Below are 15115 nucleotides of genomic sequence, written 5' to 3' on the forward strand. Positions count from 1 at the left end.
ACCCGCCAACCCCACCCACACACCCGAATCACCCCGTTCACGATCGCTCATTCATGATCGTGCGTTCACCCGTACGGGGAGCGAATCGGGGCGAGTCGTCACATGGCGACTACGCTCCGGGGATGAACACCAGGCGCTCGCTCCGGATTCTCGCCACCACGCTCGGCACCGCCGGCCTTCTCATCTCCGGCTGCAGCAGCGGCAGTTCGACGAGCGCCTCGCCGTCCGCCTCGCCCGCGTCGTCCGGGGCGGCGGTCCCCGCCGGGCTCACGTCGTACTACGCGCAGCAACTGAATTGGCGGGACTGCGGCGTCGAGGGGTTCCAGTGCAGCACGATGAAGGCGCCGCTGGACTACAAGAAGCCGGACGGTGGCGAGATCGAACTGGCCGTCGCCCGCAAGAAGGCCACCGGCCCCGGCAAGCGGATCGGCTCCCTCCTGGTGAACCCGGGCGGACCCGGCGGGTCGGCCATCGAATATCTCCAGAGCTACGCGGCCGTCGGCTACCCGGCCCAGGTCCGGGCCCGGTACGACATGGTCGCCATCGACCCGCGCGGAGTGGCCCGCAGCGAGCCCGTCGTGTGCCTCACCGGTCCGCAGATGGACGCGTACACCCAGGTCGACCAGACCCCGGACGACGCGGCCGAGGTCACCGACCTGGGCGACGCGTTCAAGCAGTTCGCGAACGGCTGCGAGAAGCGCTCCGGCGAGATCCTGCCCCATGTCTCCACCGTCGAGACCGCCCGCGACATGGACATGCTGCGAGCCCTGCTCGGTGACGAGCGGCTGCACTACGTCGGGGCGTCGTACGGCACCTTCCTCGGCGCGACGTACGCGGGGCTCTTCCCGGCCCGGGTCGGCCGGCTGGTCCTGGACGGCGCGATGGACCCGTCGCTCGACGCCGTCGCGCTGAACCGCGACCAGACGGCGGGCTTCGAGACCGCGTTCCAGGCCTTCGCAGCCGACTGCGTGAAGAAGGCGGACTGCCCGCTCGGCACCACCTCGACCGCCGATGCCGCCACCCGGCTGAAACGGCTCTTCGCCGACCTCGACGCCCGGCCGATCGCCACCGGCGAGTCCCGCCGGCTCACCGAATCGCTGGGGACGACCGGGGTCATCGCCGCCATGTACGACGAGTCGGCCTGGCCCCAGCTCCGCGAGGCCCTCACCGCCGCGCAGAAGGGCGACGGCTCCGGCCTCCTGGCCCTGTCGGACAGCTACTACGAGCGCCGGCCGAACGGCACGTACGCCAACCTCATGTTCGCCAACGCCGCCGTGAACTGCCTGGACCAGCCGCCCGCCTTCGCCGACGCCGAGGCCGTCACCCGGGCCGTCCCCAGCTTCGAAAAGGCATCCCCGGTCTTTGGCAGGGCCTTCGCCTGGGCCGCCCTGAACTGCGCCCGCTGGCCGGTCCCGCCCACCGGCACCGCGCACCGCATCGAGGCGAAGGGCGCGGCCCCGATCGTGGTGGTCGGCACGACCCGCGACCCGGCCACCCCGTACAAGTGGGCCCAGTCCCTGGCCGGCCAGCTCTCCTCCGGCACCCTCCTCACCTACCGGGGCGACGGCCACACGGCGTACGGCCGCGGCAGCGACTGCATCGACTCGGCGATCAACACCTACCTCCTGGAGGGCACCCCGCCGGCAGAGGACAAGAAGTGCTCCTGACCACCCCGCAAAGCTGCTGACCTGCGAAAACAGTCCGGCGCGAGGCTGGTACGGAGCACCCCCGGAAACTGTGTAGACTTGGCGACGCTGCTGATCGCACCATGGTGCGACAGGGCGTGCCGCCTTAGCTCAGTTGGCCAGAGCAACGCACTCGTAATGCGTAGGTCTCGGGTTCGAATCCCGAAGGCGGCTCTGTGGAAGCCTCAGGACTCACTCGCCGTGACCTGGGGCTTTTGCTTTTTCCGGATGCGGCGGCGTCGGGCGCGGGCCGGGCGAGCGCCGGCGGCCGGAAGAACTGCCGCCGGCATCGACGACCGGCATCGGCCGTGACCGCTCCGGGCTGCTGGTGACGGTGTGGGCGGGCCCGGTCTCGCGCCACGGTTGAGTACGCGTACTCACTCCCCCATCGCGCCCGCGAAGGGAGACTGGGGCCATGACCCGTCGCACTGGCACGGCCGTAGTCGCGGTGCTCTGCGTCCTCGCTCTGACGAGCTGCGGGAAAGACGCGGACGATCTCTTCTCCAATCTCAACGGCAACGATTCGTCCAGCGCCTCCGAGCACGGAACCCCGAGCAGCGGCACGGCCGGCCCGGACGTGCCGCCTTTCTACGGAGACAACAGCCGGGCGCGACGCCCGGACCGTCCGGACCCGGCGGACGAGAAACGGGCCCGGGAGAAGGTCAAGGACATCACTCGGGCCCTGGAGGATCTGCGGCGTCAGCATCGGACCCGGCCCGCCGAGGTGCGGGAGGCCCTTGCGCCCCTGGCCGCTCCCGCCCGCCTGGAGGTGGCGGAGCGGTCCGCATCAGGAGACGAAGACCCTGTTCGGGGCAGCGTGTACGGAATCTGGATCGGCAGGACCGCCTGCGTCACCGGTGCCGTCACCGCGGAGCGCGTCTGGTCGGACGTCAACGGCCACGTCCCGGAGACGGGCTGTCTGCCCCCGGCGCCGGCTCATTGAGGCCCTCGGGCCCACGTCGGCGCCCGGTCGGTTGAACAGTGCGGGAAGGCTGCGGGCCAGAGGGGCGAAGGCGTCGAGGAGCGTGCACCGGCCGAGCAGGCGCTCAAGCCCGCACCCGCCCGCGCACGTCCGCGAAGAGACTGTCCGCCGGCAGGCCACCACATGCGCCGACCAGCGGTGTGAGGGGCCGGATGCACGCGTGCGGACCTGCGAGGACCGAGATGCGACAACTCGTAACTCGGCAGGCGTGGGGCTCGGGTCCGGATCCCGGAGGCGGCTCCGGAAAGGCCCGGGTCGGACACCGTCCGGCCTGGGCCTACGTGGTTCGGAGCTTGACGGCCGCCCGTGTTCCTGACGGCCGTACGGGCCGGACCTCTGCGGACGGCGGGTGCACCCGCCCTCGTCAGGGACGGACTTCGGGACCGTGGCGTGAAGCATCCGTGAAAACTCTGTGGAAGCGATGTCGGTGGGGCCGCTTATGCTGCACCGGACGATCGCGCGGGACCAGGGGAGGGCTCGGTATGTTCGGCAGGCTGTTCGGCGGGGACGGGGGCGGGGAGAGGCCGGCGGCGGATCCGCATGCCCTGCCCGTTCCGCGGCGGCGGAGGAACGGGGCGTACACGCTGCGCGCGCTCGGGGACGCGCGGGTGCTCGCGCTGGTGGAGGCGGCCGACGCGGGTGACTGGGAGGCGGTCAAGGCGGCGCTGGTCCCCTTCGATCTCGGCCACGACCACAAGGTCCTGGGCCAGTTGGCGGACCTGGACGGTGTGCAGGACTGGATCGTCCGCGCCGTCGAGGAGGACAAGGAGCACCGGGCCACCGCCCTGCTGATATCCGGGGCGCGCCACGTCGTCTGGGGCTGGGAGGCGCGTACGTCCGCGCGCGCGGCGAACGTCACGCAGGAACAGTGGCGGGTCTTCCACGAGCGGCTCGACCTCGCAGAGGAGCAGCTGTTCGAGGCCGCCGAGCTGCGGCCGGAGTGGATCACGCCGTGGCGTTACCTGCTCACCTCCGGCCGGGGCATGTCGCTGGGCCCGGTCGTCAACAGGACCCGGCTCGACGCCGCCCTGCGCCGCGATCCGCTGGACCCGGAAGTCCACATCGACTGGGTTTCGCAGTTGCAGCCCCGCTGGAGCGGTGAGCCGGGCCAGGCCCTGGCATTCGCCCGCGACGCGTTCGCCCGTGCTCCGCAGGGGCACCGGATCGGCTGTGTGATCGCCATGGCGCACATCGAGGAATGGGTCGAGTCGGAACATGCGGGGTGCCTCGAAACCCCCGAGATCCAGGCCGAGTTGCGCAACGCGGCCGATCGCAGCATCCTCCACCCCGCCTACGTACGCCGGCCGGGCTGGCAGCAGGACTTCAACATGTTCGCCATGGCCCTTTCGCTGGCCGGTGAGCGCCACACGGTCCGGCGCGTCTTCCAGGCGCTCGACGGCGCCCGTACCGAATGGCCCTGGTCCTACTTCGCCGAGCCCGAGAAGCAGTTCGCCCGCCACCAGCGCCGCGCCTGAGCGCCGCACGCCGGTCCCGGTTCCGGCCGATGCCGGAGCCACTTGCCGCCGTACCCCGCCACCCGTTGTCCCTTCCACCCCGGACTGCCCGATGACTCTGCCCGACCCCGCCGCGAACCCGGCCGGCGCCGACCGCACCTTCCAGGTGGATCTGCGCGGCCTCGTCGACCTCCTCTCCCACCACCTCTACTCCAGCCCACGCGTCTACCTCCGCGAACTCCTGCAGAACGCGGTGGACGCGCTGACCGCCCGACGCGGACTCGCCCCGGACGCCCCCGCCGACGCCTTCGGGATCCGCCTGTACGCCGACGGTTCGGTGGTACGCGTCGAGGACGACGGGGTCGGTCTCACCGAGGCCGACGTACACAGCTTCCTCGCCACGATCGGCCGCAGCAGCAAGCGCGCCGAGCGGATCGCCGAGCAACGAGCCGACTTCATCGGCCAGTTCGGCATCGGGCTGCTCTCCTGCTTCCTGGTCGCGGACGAGATCCACGTCCTGAGCCGCTCCGCCCGCACCCCCGACGCCCCCGCCGTGGAATGGCGGGGGCGCGGCGACGGCAGCTACACCGTGCGCACCCTGCCCGCGTCCGCCCGCCCCCGCCCCGGTACCACCGTCACGCTGACGCCGCGCGCCGACACCGGCGAGTGGACCCGGCCGGCACAGGTGCACGCGCTGGCCCGGCACTTCGGCTCCCTGCTGCGCCACCCGGTGACCTTCGACGACGGCACGGGCGGTCAGGGCGTGGCCGTCAATCCGGAGCCCGCACCCTGGGCCCGTACGTACCCCACCCCGGGATCCCGGTCCCGGGCGCTGGCCGCGTACGGGGAGGGGGTCTTCGGGTTCACGCCGCTGGACACCATCGAGCTGGACCTGCCTGCCGTCGGCCTGAAGGGCATCGCGTGCGTGCTGCCCGAGGCGGTGCCGGCCGGGCGCCGCCACGGCCATCGCGTGCACGTCAAGGGCATGCTGCTGTCCGAGCAGGCCGAGGAACTCCTGCCCGAGTGGGCGTTCTTCGTCCGCTGTGTCATCGACGCCGAGAGCCTGCGCCCGACGGCTTCCCGCGAGTCCCTGTACGAGGACGACACGCTCGCCGCCGTCCGCGACTCCCTCGCCGACCGGCTGCGCGAGTGGATAGCCCGGGCCGCCGCCAGCGATCCGGACCTGCTCGGCCGGTTCCTCCAGGCCCACCACCTGGCCGTGAAGTCGCTCGCGGTGCACGACGACGAGATCCTGCGGATGCTGCTGCCCTGGCTGCCGTTCGAGACCACCGACGGGCACACCACTCTCGACGAGTTCGCGCGCACCCACCGCACCGTGCTCGTGACGTCGAGCGTGGAGGAGTTCCGGCAGGTCGCGGCGATCGCCTCGGCCGCCGGACTCGGCGTCGTCAACGGCGGCTACACGTACGACCGTGAGCTGGTCCACCGGCTGCCCGAGATCAGGTCCGAGGTCAGCGTCGCCGACCTCGACCCGGCGACCCTCACCGCCCACCTCGACCCCGTCGACCGCGAGACCGAACTGGCCGCCGTGGCCTACCTCGCCCTGGCCCGCGACGCCCTCGCGGTCTTCGACTGCGATGTCGCGCTGCGCACCTTCCAGCCCGCCTCCGCCCCCGCCCTTCTCGTCGACAGCCGCGAGGCCCGGCACGAGCGCACCCGCTCCCAGCTCGCCCGTGAGCAGGAGGGCGGCGTGTGGGGCGACATCCTCGGCGCCCTGCGCCAGGAGGCCCCGCGGGCCCAGCTGATCCTCAACCAGCTGAACCCGCTGGTCCGCGCCGCCGTCACCATCGAGGAGCCGGAGCTGGCCCGTACCAGCGCCGAAGCCCTCTACGGGCAGGCCGCGCTGCTGTCCCGCCGCCCGCTCAGGCCCGCCGAATCGAGCCTCATCAACCGCTCCTTCCTCGACCTTCTCGCCCACGCCCTCCGCAAGGACAGCTGACGATGCCGACCACACCCCGGAACACCGACGAGCTGTACCAGGCGCTGGAGGAGAACGACCGGCGCCCCTACGGCCGCACCCGCACGGTCGCCGCCGAGGAACTGGTGGACGCCGCCGAGCAGTTCGCCGAGCCCGTCCCGCTCGTCCACGCACTCTTCGAACTCCAGGAGGCGTACACCTACGGCTCCGAGCCCCGGAAGTCGCCCGTCGTCTTCGCCCGACTGCTCAACCTGTTCGACGAGCAGCCCGACGTATTCGACGAACGTCGGCGGCACACGCTGTTCTGGCGGTTCAAGTGGGTGGCCAACGCGCTGCGCGTGCTGCCCGAGATACCCCTTTCCAGCCTGAATCAGTGGCTGACGGAGATGCGCGACCGGTACGAGAAGGCCGGACTGGGCCTCCAGCCCTACTACGGGCAGGCGTACCAGCTCGCCGCCCACACCGGTGAGGGCACCACCCTCGCCTACGAGCTGTGGGCGGGCCGCTCCCGGACCCGGCTCAGCGACTGCGAGGCATGCGAGATCTGCGAGCGCGCCCTCCACCACCTCGCGGCGGGCGACGACGAGCGGGCGCTGAACGAGTGGGAAACCGTTCTGGCCGGGAAGGAGTCCTGCCAGGAGGAGCCGGCCCGTTCCGTCTCGTACGCGCTGCTGCCCCTGCTGCGCAGCGGCCTCGTGGACCGGGCCCGCGAACTGCACCTGGCCGGTTACCGGAACTGCCGCCGCAACCCCTCGATGTCCGGGGAGGTCGGCCGGCACCTGGAGTTCTGCGCGCTGACCGGCAATGAGGCGCGCGGTCTGGAACTGCTCGCCGAGAACCGGAATCTGTTCGGCGAGGTGGACTCGCCGCTGGACCTGTTCGACTTCCTCACCGGTGCGGAGGTGCTCCTCCAGCGCGTCGAGTCCCTGGGACACGGCGAGCTGCCCGCCGCCGGGTACGCGGGCCGCGCCTGGACGGTGGCCGGCCTGCGCGCCGAGGTGCGGGGCCGCGCCGACGACCTGGCCGCCCGCTTCGACGCCCGCAACGGAACGACGGCCCACGCCGACCGCCGCAGGGCCCGCCTCGACCGCGCCCCGCTGGTGGACGCGCTGGAACTTACCCTGCGCACCCGTGGCCTCGACGAAGTGGCCCCGGCCGCCCCGGTCGCCGCGCCCGCCGCCCGTACGGCCGCCGAGGTCCCGGAATCGCTGCCCGAACTCATCCTCCGGGCCCGGACGCTGGACGAGCAGGGGCACCCGGACGCGCGGGCGTGCTGGGCGAAGCTGCGCACGCTCGCCACCTCCCGCGACTACGCCCACCCCGACGACCCGGCCGTCGGCCCGCTCGCACAGCTGCGGGCGGACCTGCTGAGCGACGAGGCGAGCCGGACGGGCGAGAAGGACGAGTTCGCCGAGGCCGCGGCTCTCCACGAGGAGGCCGCGGGCCTGTACGAGGACGCCGGAGCTTCGGGTGACGCGGCCGTCGCGCGTGCTTGCGCCCTGCTCGCCACTGCGGAGGGGGCCGAGGAGGCGGGCGGTACCGATGGGGCTGACGGTGCCGCCGGGGCCGGGGTGAAGGTCGCCGCGTTGGCCGCCGCTCACGCGGACATGGTTCGCCTGCACGAGGAGGCGTCCGGCCTCGCCCCGCACCAGGAGGCCCGCCTGCTGCGGTTGCGGGCGACCGCGCTGGGCATGCGGTTGCAGACGTCGGGGGACGAGGCGCACGTCGCGCCGGTTCTCGCCGAGGCCGACCTGCTGCTCGCGTTCGCCACCCGGCACGATCTCGGCGGGCAGATCTCCGGTGCCATGCTGCTGCGGGGCACCACCCATGCCCTCTCCGGCGACCTGCCCGCCGCGGTCACCGTGACCGACGAGGTCCTCGACCGGCTGAAGGCGCACGGCCCCGCCTGGCACCTGCCCCGTACGCTCGCGCTGCGCGGCCGGCTCCAGCTCGGCCTCCGGGACGTGCAGGCCGCGCAGGCCGACCTGGCCGAGGGGCTGCGACTGGCCGCCGACTGGCCGGCCGACGTGGTCGACACCGCCCGCCTCCACGCCGATCTGGCGGAGGTCTGCATGCACCTCGGCCGCCCCGACGAGGCACTGCGGCACCTGACGCGCTCGGCGGAGCTGGAGCTGCGCCGGGGCAGCCGGACGGACGCGTACTGCGCTTACAGCAGTGCCGCTCAGCTCTGCCTCGACCTGGGCCGCGTCGAGGACTGCATCGCGCTGCTCGACTCGCTCCTGGCCGAACGGGACGTCGCCGCCGGAGAAGTGGACGACCGGCTCGTCGCCCAGCTGCGCCTGACCCGGGCCCGCGCGCTGCACGCGGGGGAGGACCTCAAGGCCGCCACGACGGAGTTCGTCGCGCTCGCGGCCGAGTCGGCACGCTGGGACGACGACCCGGGGAGCCACGTCATGATCGCCGCGGAGACGGCCGTACTCCTCGGTGAGTCCGGTGAGTTCGGCCGGGCGCGCGAGGCCGCGGAGCAGGCGCTCGCCGCCCACACCCGCGTTCCGCGCTACGAGCAGCTCAGCGGTTGTCTGCGCGAACTCGCCCGTCTCCAGGCGGAGCGGCAGGGCCCCGAGGGTCTGGCCGACGCCCTCGCCAACCTCGCCGACGTCGGCCGGATCGCCGACGAGGCCCGCGCCGCCGCGTACGAGGCCCAGGGCCGTTCCCTGGACACCGCCCTGGCCTACGAGCACGGGCGGGTCAATGCCTACGCGGGTGAGTACGAGGACGCCCTCGCCGCACTGGAGAAGGCCCTCGCCCTGCTCGGCGAGCCGACGCCGGAGAAGGGCGGGGACCACGCCGGTGAGTGGGCCGAGTGCGTCCGTCTCACGGCTGCTGTGGAAGGCATCTACCTGGAACGCCCCGCCCCCGCCCTCAACCGCCTCGACGCGGCGGTCTCCCGACTGACCGCCCTGGGCCACACCGAGGAGGCCGAGCCGCTGTCCTCCCTGGCGAACCGGCTGCGCGACGGGGAGTGACGCGGCGCGAGGAGTGACGCGGTGCGGGGCCACGTGCACCGCCCCGTACGCGTAGTTCGTACGCTCAGCCCGTATGCGTAGAGCGCGGCTCCCGTGCCCGCAGCCCGGGACGGTACCGCGAAGGACCCCAGGTCAGCCCTCTGACCTGGGGTCCTTCCCTGCCTTGCCGGTGGCACGGAGGAAGCGGGCGCCCCAGTCCTGGACGTGCGCGGTGAACTCCGGCGGCCCCAGCACCTCGAATTCCGCGCCCACGTTGCCCAGCGCCTGGGCCGGCCAGTCGAGGGAGGTGGAGGTCATGGTGAGGCGGCAGCTGTCCGGGGCGAGCGCTTCGACCGTGCCCCACTGGCCGACCGCCTGCCGGACCCGCGCGGCGGGCGCGTGGACCAGGGCCTCGACCGTGTACGGGGCCGGGGCGCCGCTCGCCGCCCGGACGAAGGCCGCGGCGTCCTCGGCCGGGAGCGGGCGGGGGCGGAAGCGGGTGCCGGTCGCCTTCGGACCCGTCAGCCGGTCGAGGCGGAAGCTGCGCCAGTCGTGCCGGCGCAGGTCGTAGGCGACCAGGTACCAGCGGCCGCCGGTGGCGACGACGCGGTGCGGTTCGACCTCGCGCTCGGCCGCTGCCGAGCCCCTGGACGCATAGCCGAACCGCAGCCGTTCCTCGTCCCGGCACGCCTGGGCGATCGCGGTGAGCACGCCCGCCGCGACGGCCGGCCCGGACGCGGAGGCGGAAACGGTCACCGCGCGCAGGGCGTCCACCCTGGCCCGCAGCCGGGGCGGCAGGACCCGTACCACCTTGGTCAGTGCCCGCAGGGATGCCTCCTCCATCCCCGCGATCCCGCTCTGCGCGGCGTCGCCGATGCCGACCGCGAGAGCCACCGCCTCCTCGTCGTCCAGCAGCAGCGGTGGCAGTACGGCGCCGGGCGCGAGCTGGTAGCCGCCGTCCGTGCCCCGGGCCGCGCTGACCGGGTAGCCGAGCTCGCGCAGCCGGTCGATGTCGCGACGCAGGGTCCGCTCGGACACTCCGAGCCGGCCGGCCAGTTCCAGGCCCGGCCAGTGGCGGTGGGTCTGCAGCAGCGAGAGCAGTCTGAGCGTCCGTGAGCTGGTGTTCGCCATGCCGGGATCCTCTCGCGACTTCCGGCCGGAAAGTGGCCGGAAGCCTCCCTAGAGTCGATCCCGAAGGCCGAACCGGACCGATGCGGTCGGTCTCGAAGGCCGAACCGGAACGATGTGAGGACCAAGAAATGATCACCCGTGAGATCCAGCTGGCCGGACAGATCACCGGCATCCCCACACCCGGCCACTTCACCGTCGCCGAGACGGAGGTGGCGGGCGAGGTCCTGGTGCGGACCGACCAGGTGGGGCTCGCCGCGACGTACCTGGAGCTGATGCGGGCCGACTGCACCATCCCGGTGCCCGCCTGGCAGCCCGGACAGCGGGTGGGCGTCGCCGCCATCGGCACCGTCGTCCGGTCCGACAGCCCCGAGCTCGCGGTCGGTGACCTGGTCCGGTCGATGAGCGGCTGGAGCGAGTACTCGGCGGGCCCGGCCTCCGGGTACGTCAAGCTCGACCGCGGACTCTTCCCCGACCCCGGCCACCACCTCGGGCAGGGGCCGACCGCGTACTACGGAATGGCCGACGTGGCGGCCGTGGGCGAGGGCGACGTGGTGTTCGTCTCCGGCGCGGCGGGCGGGGTCGGCTCGCTGGCCGGGCAGATCGCCAGGTGCCTCGGCGCTGCGCGGGTGATCGGCAGCGCCGGAAGCCCGGCGAAGGTCGACTACCTGGTGAACGAGCTCGGCTACGACGCCGCGTTCGACTACCACGACGGTTCCCCGGCCGACCGGCTGAGGGAGCTCGCGCCCGACGGCATCTCGGTCTTCTTCGACGTCGTGGGCGGTGCGCAGTACGAGGCGGCGTTGCGGGTGGCCCGGCCGGGGGCGCGCTTCGCGCTGTGCGGCTCGCTGTCGAGCCAGCTCGGCGACGCAGCGGAGCGCTTCCCGATCCCCGACCCCGCGGCGGCCGGGGCCAGGGACGTGGAGCTGCTGCCGTTCTCCTGCTACCACACGCCCGGTCAGATCGCGGCCTGGCAGGAGCACTTCGGCAGCTGGCTGGCCGAGGGCCGGTTCGTCTACCCGCAGACGGTCGTCGAGGGCGGGATCGAGGACGTGCCTGCGGCGTTCCTCGCCCTGCTCCAGGGGGCCCACCGGGGCAATGTGTCGGTGCGGCTGTCGTGACCACCCTGTCCCTCCGGGCGCTGAACCGGGCACTGCTGGACCGTCAGTTCCTGCTGGCCCGCACCGATCGCGCCCCGCTGGAGGTGATCGGGCGGCTGGTCGCGCTCCAGGCGCAGGAGCCCAACTGGGCCTACGTGGGGCTGTGGAGCAGGATCAACGGCTTTACGCAGCCCCTGCTCACCGCACTGCTGGAGGACCGGCGGGTGGTCCGGTCCGGCCTGCTCCGCTCCACCCAGCACCTCGCCGCGGCCGACGACTTCCGCCGGCTGCGGCCGCTGCTGCAAGCCGTGCTCGACCGCACCGCGGCCTCGCCGCACTTCACCCGGAACAGCACCGGCCTGGACCCGGCGGCCCTGGTGTCCGACGTGCTCGGCCTGCTCGCGGGCGGAACCCTGCCACGCAAGGAGCTGGCCCGGCGGCTGGCCGAACGCCACCCGGGACGTGACGGGCGGATCCTGGCCGGCCAGGCGGAGCTGAGCACCCCCCTCGTCCATGGCGCGGCCACCGGCGCGTGGGGCTCCTGGGGCAACCGGTCGGCGGTCTCCGTCACGCCCGCCGACGCCTGGCTGGGCCGCCCGATGGCGGTCATCGAGTCGGCGGCCGCCGCCAGGGAGTCGGCGAAGGAGCTGATCCGCCGCTATCTGGCCGCCTTCGGCCCGGCCGGGGTGAAGGACGTCCAGGCCTGGTGCGGGCTGACCCGCCTCGGCGAGGTCGTCGCGGAGATGCGCGGCGAACTGCGCCGCTACCGCGACCCGGACGGCCGGGAACTGTTCGACCTGGCCGGTGCGGAGCTGCCCGATCCCGGGACCCCCGCCCCGGTGCGGCTGCTGCCTGCCTTCGACAACGTCCTGCTCGGCCATGCCGACCGCACCCGCGTCATCAGCGACGAGGACCGCAAGCACGTGATGCCCGGCCAGGCCCGGGTGCGCCCCGCCTTCCTGGTCGACGGCCGGGTCCACGGAACATGGTCCCTGGACGCCGGCACACTGCGGCTGGCCCCGCTCCGCCCACTCGCCGGTCCCGACCGGGCGGCCCTGGAGCAGGAGGCGGAACGGCTGCTGCCGTTCGTGGGCGGTGCGGTGGTGAGCCGGTCGTCCTGAGCGGTCCGGTGCCGCGGCGCGACCGTGCGCGGCCTCAGGGCCACGGCCGTGCGACGCGGACGCGGGGCCACGACTGTGCGACGCGGACGCGGGGCCACGACTGTGCGCGGCCCCAGGGCCGCAACCGTGCGCGGACGCGGGGCCGCGTCCGGATCCCGGCGGCGTTCCCCGTCCGTGCGCCACCGGCGCTCCGGGCCTACGCCGCTGGTGGAGTTCTGTTCTCCCGTGACGGGAGCCGGCCCATGACGTGTTCCTCAACACCGACACCGACTACCGGGGTTCGGAACCGAGCACCCTCTTCGGCGAGGCGATCACCCGCGTCGTGACCCCGCAGCACGTCTATACGCTGCCGGCCCAGCCCGCCGGGCGGTAACGCGAGAAGGGAAAGGGGACGCGCGGAGGGGGAGGGGACGCGCGGAGGGGGAGAGAAGGGGGCGGGGCGGCTCAGGCGGTCAGGTCCACGACCAGGGAGGCCGCCCGGTCGATCAGCGCCATCTCCTGCGGGCCCGTCGCCGGGTCGGCCGCGCGGTGCGCGACGGCCTCGGTGAGGTGGCGGGCGGGGATGCCGCCGGAGGCGGAGAAGTGCGGCAGCAGCTCGGTCAGCAGGGCACGGGCTTCCGCCGGCGCCGGAAATCCGGGGTCGACCGCCGCCTGGGCCAGGATCAGGGACGTCATCGCCCGGTCCGCGGCCGGAACGCCCTCCCTGGTGTTGCTCCAGTCGATCACCACCGCTCCCCGGTCCGTCAGCATCACGTTGTCCGGATGCAGGTCCAGGTGGAGGATCCGGTCCTCGGGATCCGGGGACAGCCGGGCCGGAACGGTGTGGAGTTCGGCGAGCAGCCCGGCCAGCACGGCTGCCGCTTCGGCCGCCGACACCTCGCCGGTCAGCAGGGCTTCCCGCATCGTCGGGCCGGTCAGGCGTTGCAGCACCAGGTCGCAGGGGGGCGTCTCCGAGTCCCGGGGGCCGAGGCGGGGGACCGGGAAACCGTGTGCGCCGAGGTAGGACATGACCACCCACTCGTGAGTGGCGTCCATGCCGTCGCGGTAGTGGCGCAGCACCCACTTGTCGTCCAGCGCGTACACATCGGCGGATCGGCCGGAACCCAGTAGCTCACCTATTCGCATGGGGCGAACCTACGGGGATCGGCGGCGTATGTGGACCTCCCCGGCGCGACCACGGAGCAGCGAGGCGTCGCGGCCGGCCAGGGCCCCATAACGCGAAGTGAGGGGGTGAACGGGATCTCCTGGGGATGACGTGTACGCGGCTACCTTGACGGCAATTCCCCCGAAGTCAAGGAGAGTTCCGTGGAGAGCTCCGTGCTCCGCAGACGTGCCCTGGCCGCGTGTACCGCCACCGTGGCCGTCGGTGCGCTCGCGCTGGCCGGCCTGACCGGCAGTGCATCCGCCGATCCGGCTTCGCAGTTCCGCACCCCCACCGCCACGGAGACCGGGCAGCTCTCGCCCGGTCTGCTGAAGGCCATGCGGCGCGACCTCGGACTGACCGCCGACCAGGCGCGCAGCCGGATCGGCCACGAGGCCCGGGCGGCGGCCGTCGCCGCCGGGCTGAAGCACTCCCTCGGCGCGGACTTCGCCGGGGCCCGGGTGAGCGGCGACGACGCGGCCCTGACCGTGGCCACCACCGACGCCTCGGACGCCGCCCGGATCCGGGAGGCCGGTGCCAGGCCCGTGGTCGTCGAGCACAGCCAGGCCGAACTCGACTCCGCCAAGGCCGCGCTGGACCGCGTCGCGCTGCGCCGGGCCCCCGAGGGGGTGCCCGTCTGGTACGTCGACGTGGCCACCAACCGGGTCGTCGTACAGGCCGCCCGCGCCTCGGCCGCCGACGGGCTCCTCGCCGAGGCGGGTGTGGCGCGCGACGTGGTGACGGTACGCCGGTCCGCGGAGCGGCCCCGTACGCTCACCGATCTCCGGGGCGGTGACGCGTACTACATGAACGGCTCGGGGCGCTGCTCCATAGGCTTCCCCGTCAAGCGCGGCAGCAGCCAGTCCGGTTTCGTCAGCGCCGGTCACTGCGGGACGCCCGGGGTCAGTACCAGCGGGTACAACCAGCAGGCCCAGGGCTCCTTCCAGGGCTCCACCTTCCCCGGCCGCGACTACTCCTGGGTCGCCACCAACACCGGCTGGACGCCGCGCGCCCTGGTGAACGGCTACGGCAACGGCGATGTGACGGTCACCGGGTCCACCGAGGCGCTGGAGGGGGCGTCGGTCTGCCGCTCCGGCTCGACGACCGGCTGGCACTGCGGGACGGTCCAGCAGCGCAACACCAGCGTCACCTACCAGGAGGGCACCGTCTCCGGTGTCACCCGCACCAATGTGTGCGCCGAACCCGGTGACTCCGGCGGCTCGTTCATCTCGGGCAGCCAGGCGCAGGGCGTCACCTCCGGCGGCTCCGGCAACTGCTCCCAGGGCGGTACGACGTACTTCCAGCCGGTGAACCCGGCGCTCCAGGCGTACGGACTCACCCTGGTCACCAACGGCACCCCGCCCGACCCCACCGACCCGCCGACCGAGCCGGGCGGCACCTGGGCGGCCGGTACGACGTACGCGTCGGGCGACATCGTGACCTACGGCTCCGACAGCTACCGCTGCCTCCAGCCGCACCAGGCGCAGCCCGGCTGGACGCCGCCGGACGTCCCGGCCCTCTGGCAGCGCGTCTGACGGCCGGCCCGCACCCCGGCCGGTTCCGCCGACCGGCCGGTCCGGCGGCCCCGACGGGGCCGCC

11 protein-coding genes and 1 tRNA gene are annotated in these 15115 nt (G+C 73.3%); 10 read left to right on the forward strand and 2 right to left on the reverse strand.

The window, feature by feature from the left end; genetic code table 11:
- The first annotated feature begins 122 nt into the window (after positions 1-122).
- The 6 genes from ACGF8B_RS03265 to ACGF8B_RS03290 all read left to right on the forward strand — a co-directional run bounded on the left by ACGF8B_RS03265 (position 123) and on the right by ACGF8B_RS03290 (position 9047).
- A complete protein-coding gene (locus ACGF8B_RS03265) occupies positions 123-1667 on the forward strand; it encodes an alpha/beta hydrolase (protein WP_392734255.1) in 1545 nt (514 codons plus the stop codon).
- Positions 1668-1785: 118 nt separating this feature from the next.
- Positions 1786-1859 (forward strand) — tRNA-Thr (locus ACGF8B_RS03270).
- Positions 1860-2100: 241 nt separating this feature from the next.
- Complete coding sequence (locus ACGF8B_RS03275) at positions 2101-2628, forward strand: hypothetical protein (protein ID WP_392734257.1); 528 nt, start codon at positions 2101-2103, stop codon at positions 2626-2628.
- A 521-nt stretch (positions 2629-3149) separates the two neighbouring features.
- The gene (locus ACGF8B_RS03280; RefSeq protein WP_392734259.1) at positions 3150-4142 is read left to right on the forward strand and encodes a hypothetical protein; all 993 of its coding nucleotides are present in this window, start codon (positions 3150-3152) and stop codon (positions 4140-4142) included.
- Between the two features lie 91 nt (positions 4143-4233).
- Entirely contained in the window at positions 4234-6081 is a 1848-nt protein-coding gene (locus ACGF8B_RS03285; RefSeq protein WP_392734261.1) for an HSP90 family protein, read from the forward strand.
- 2 nt (positions 6082-6083) lie between these two features.
- Complete coding sequence (locus tag ACGF8B_RS03290) at positions 6084-9047, forward strand: hypothetical protein (protein ID WP_392734263.1); 2964 nt, start codon at positions 6084-6086, stop codon at positions 9045-9047.
- A gap of 132 nt (positions 9048-9179) precedes the next feature.
- On the opposite strand, the gene ACGF8B_RS03295 is transcribed toward ACGF8B_RS03290, so the two are convergent.
- Complete coding sequence (locus tag ACGF8B_RS03295) at positions 9180-10157, reverse strand: helix-turn-helix transcriptional regulator (RefSeq protein ID WP_392734265.1); 978 nt, start codon at positions 10155-10157, stop codon at positions 9180-9182.
- Positions 10158-10285: 128 nt separating this feature from the next.
- On the opposite strand from ACGF8B_RS03295, the gene ACGF8B_RS03300 reads away from it, so the two are divergent.
- From ACGF8B_RS03300 to ACGF8B_RS03310, 3 genes are all read left to right on the forward strand, one after another.
- Complete coding sequence (locus tag ACGF8B_RS03300; protein ID WP_392734266.1) at positions 10286-11275, forward strand: MDR family NADP-dependent oxidoreductase; 990 nt, start codon at positions 10286-10288, stop codon at positions 11273-11275.
- The gene (locus tag ACGF8B_RS03305) at positions 11272-12375 is read left to right on the forward strand and encodes a winged helix DNA-binding domain-containing protein (RefSeq protein WP_392734268.1); all 1104 of its coding nucleotides are present in this window, start codon (positions 11272-11274) and stop codon (positions 12373-12375) included. Before ACGF8B_RS03300 ends, ACGF8B_RS03305 begins: the two co-directional genes overlap by 4 nt.
- Positions 12376-12622: 247 nt before the next feature.
- Positions 12623-12748, forward strand: a complete 126-nt coding sequence (locus ACGF8B_RS03310) for a hypothetical protein (RefSeq protein ID WP_392734270.1) — start codon at positions 12623-12625, stop codon at positions 12746-12748.
- A 71-nt stretch (positions 12749-12819) separates the two neighbouring features.
- Here ACGF8B_RS03310 and ACGF8B_RS03315 read toward each other — a convergent pair whose 3' ends face one another.
- The gene (locus tag ACGF8B_RS03315; RefSeq protein ID WP_392734272.1) at positions 12820-13500 is read right to left on the reverse strand and encodes a phosphotransferase; all 681 of its coding nucleotides are present in this window, start codon (positions 13498-13500) and stop codon (positions 12820-12822) included.
- 180 nt (positions 13501-13680) lie between these two features.
- Here ACGF8B_RS03315 and ACGF8B_RS03320 point away from each other — a divergent pair, with 180 nt between their 5' ends.
- Positions 13681-15051 carry an alpha-lytic protease prodomain-containing protein gene (locus ACGF8B_RS03320; protein ID WP_392734274.1) on the forward strand — a complete coding sequence of 457 codons (1371 nt, stop codon included), beginning with the start codon at positions 13681-13683 and terminating at the stop codon, positions 15049-15051.
- Positions 15052-15115: the final 64 nt, after the last annotated feature.

Source organism: Streptomyces sp. NPDC047917 (genome assembly GCF_043204345.1).
Taxonomy (GTDB): Bacteria; Actinomycetota; Actinomycetes; order Streptomycetales; family Streptomycetaceae; genus Streptomyces; species Streptomyces sanglieri.

Bases quoted from the DNA above. Each gene is read 5' to 3' on its own strand.
- ACGF8B_RS03265 (WP_392734255.1), top strand. From the start codon at position 123: ATGAACACCAGGCGCTCGCTCCGGATTCTCGCCACCACGCTCGGCACC.
- ACGF8B_RS03275 (WP_392734257.1), top strand. From the start codon at position 2,101: ATGACCCGTCGCACTGGCACGGCCGTAGTCGCGGTGCTCTGCGTCCTC.
- ACGF8B_RS03280 (WP_392734259.1), top strand. From the start codon at position 3,150: ATGTTCGGCAGGCTGTTCGGCGGGGACGGGGGCGGGGAGAGGCCGGCG.
- ACGF8B_RS03285 (WP_392734261.1), top strand. From the start codon at position 4,234: ATGACTCTGCCCGACCCCGCCGCGAACCCGGCCGGCGCCGACCGCACC.
- ACGF8B_RS03290 (WP_392734263.1), top strand. From the start codon at position 6,084: ATGCCGACCACACCCCGGAACACCGACGAGCTGTACCAGGCGCTGGAG.
- ACGF8B_RS03295 (WP_392734265.1), bottom strand. From the start codon at position 10,157: ATGGCGAACACCAGCTCACGGACGCTCAGACTGCTCTCGCTGCTGCAG.
- ACGF8B_RS03300 (WP_392734266.1), top strand. From the start codon at position 10,286: ATGATCACCCGTGAGATCCAGCTGGCCGGACAGATCACCGGCATCCCC.
- ACGF8B_RS03315 (WP_392734272.1), bottom strand. From the start codon at position 13,500: ATGCGAATAGGTGAGCTACTGGGTTCCGGCCGATCCGCCGATGTGTAC.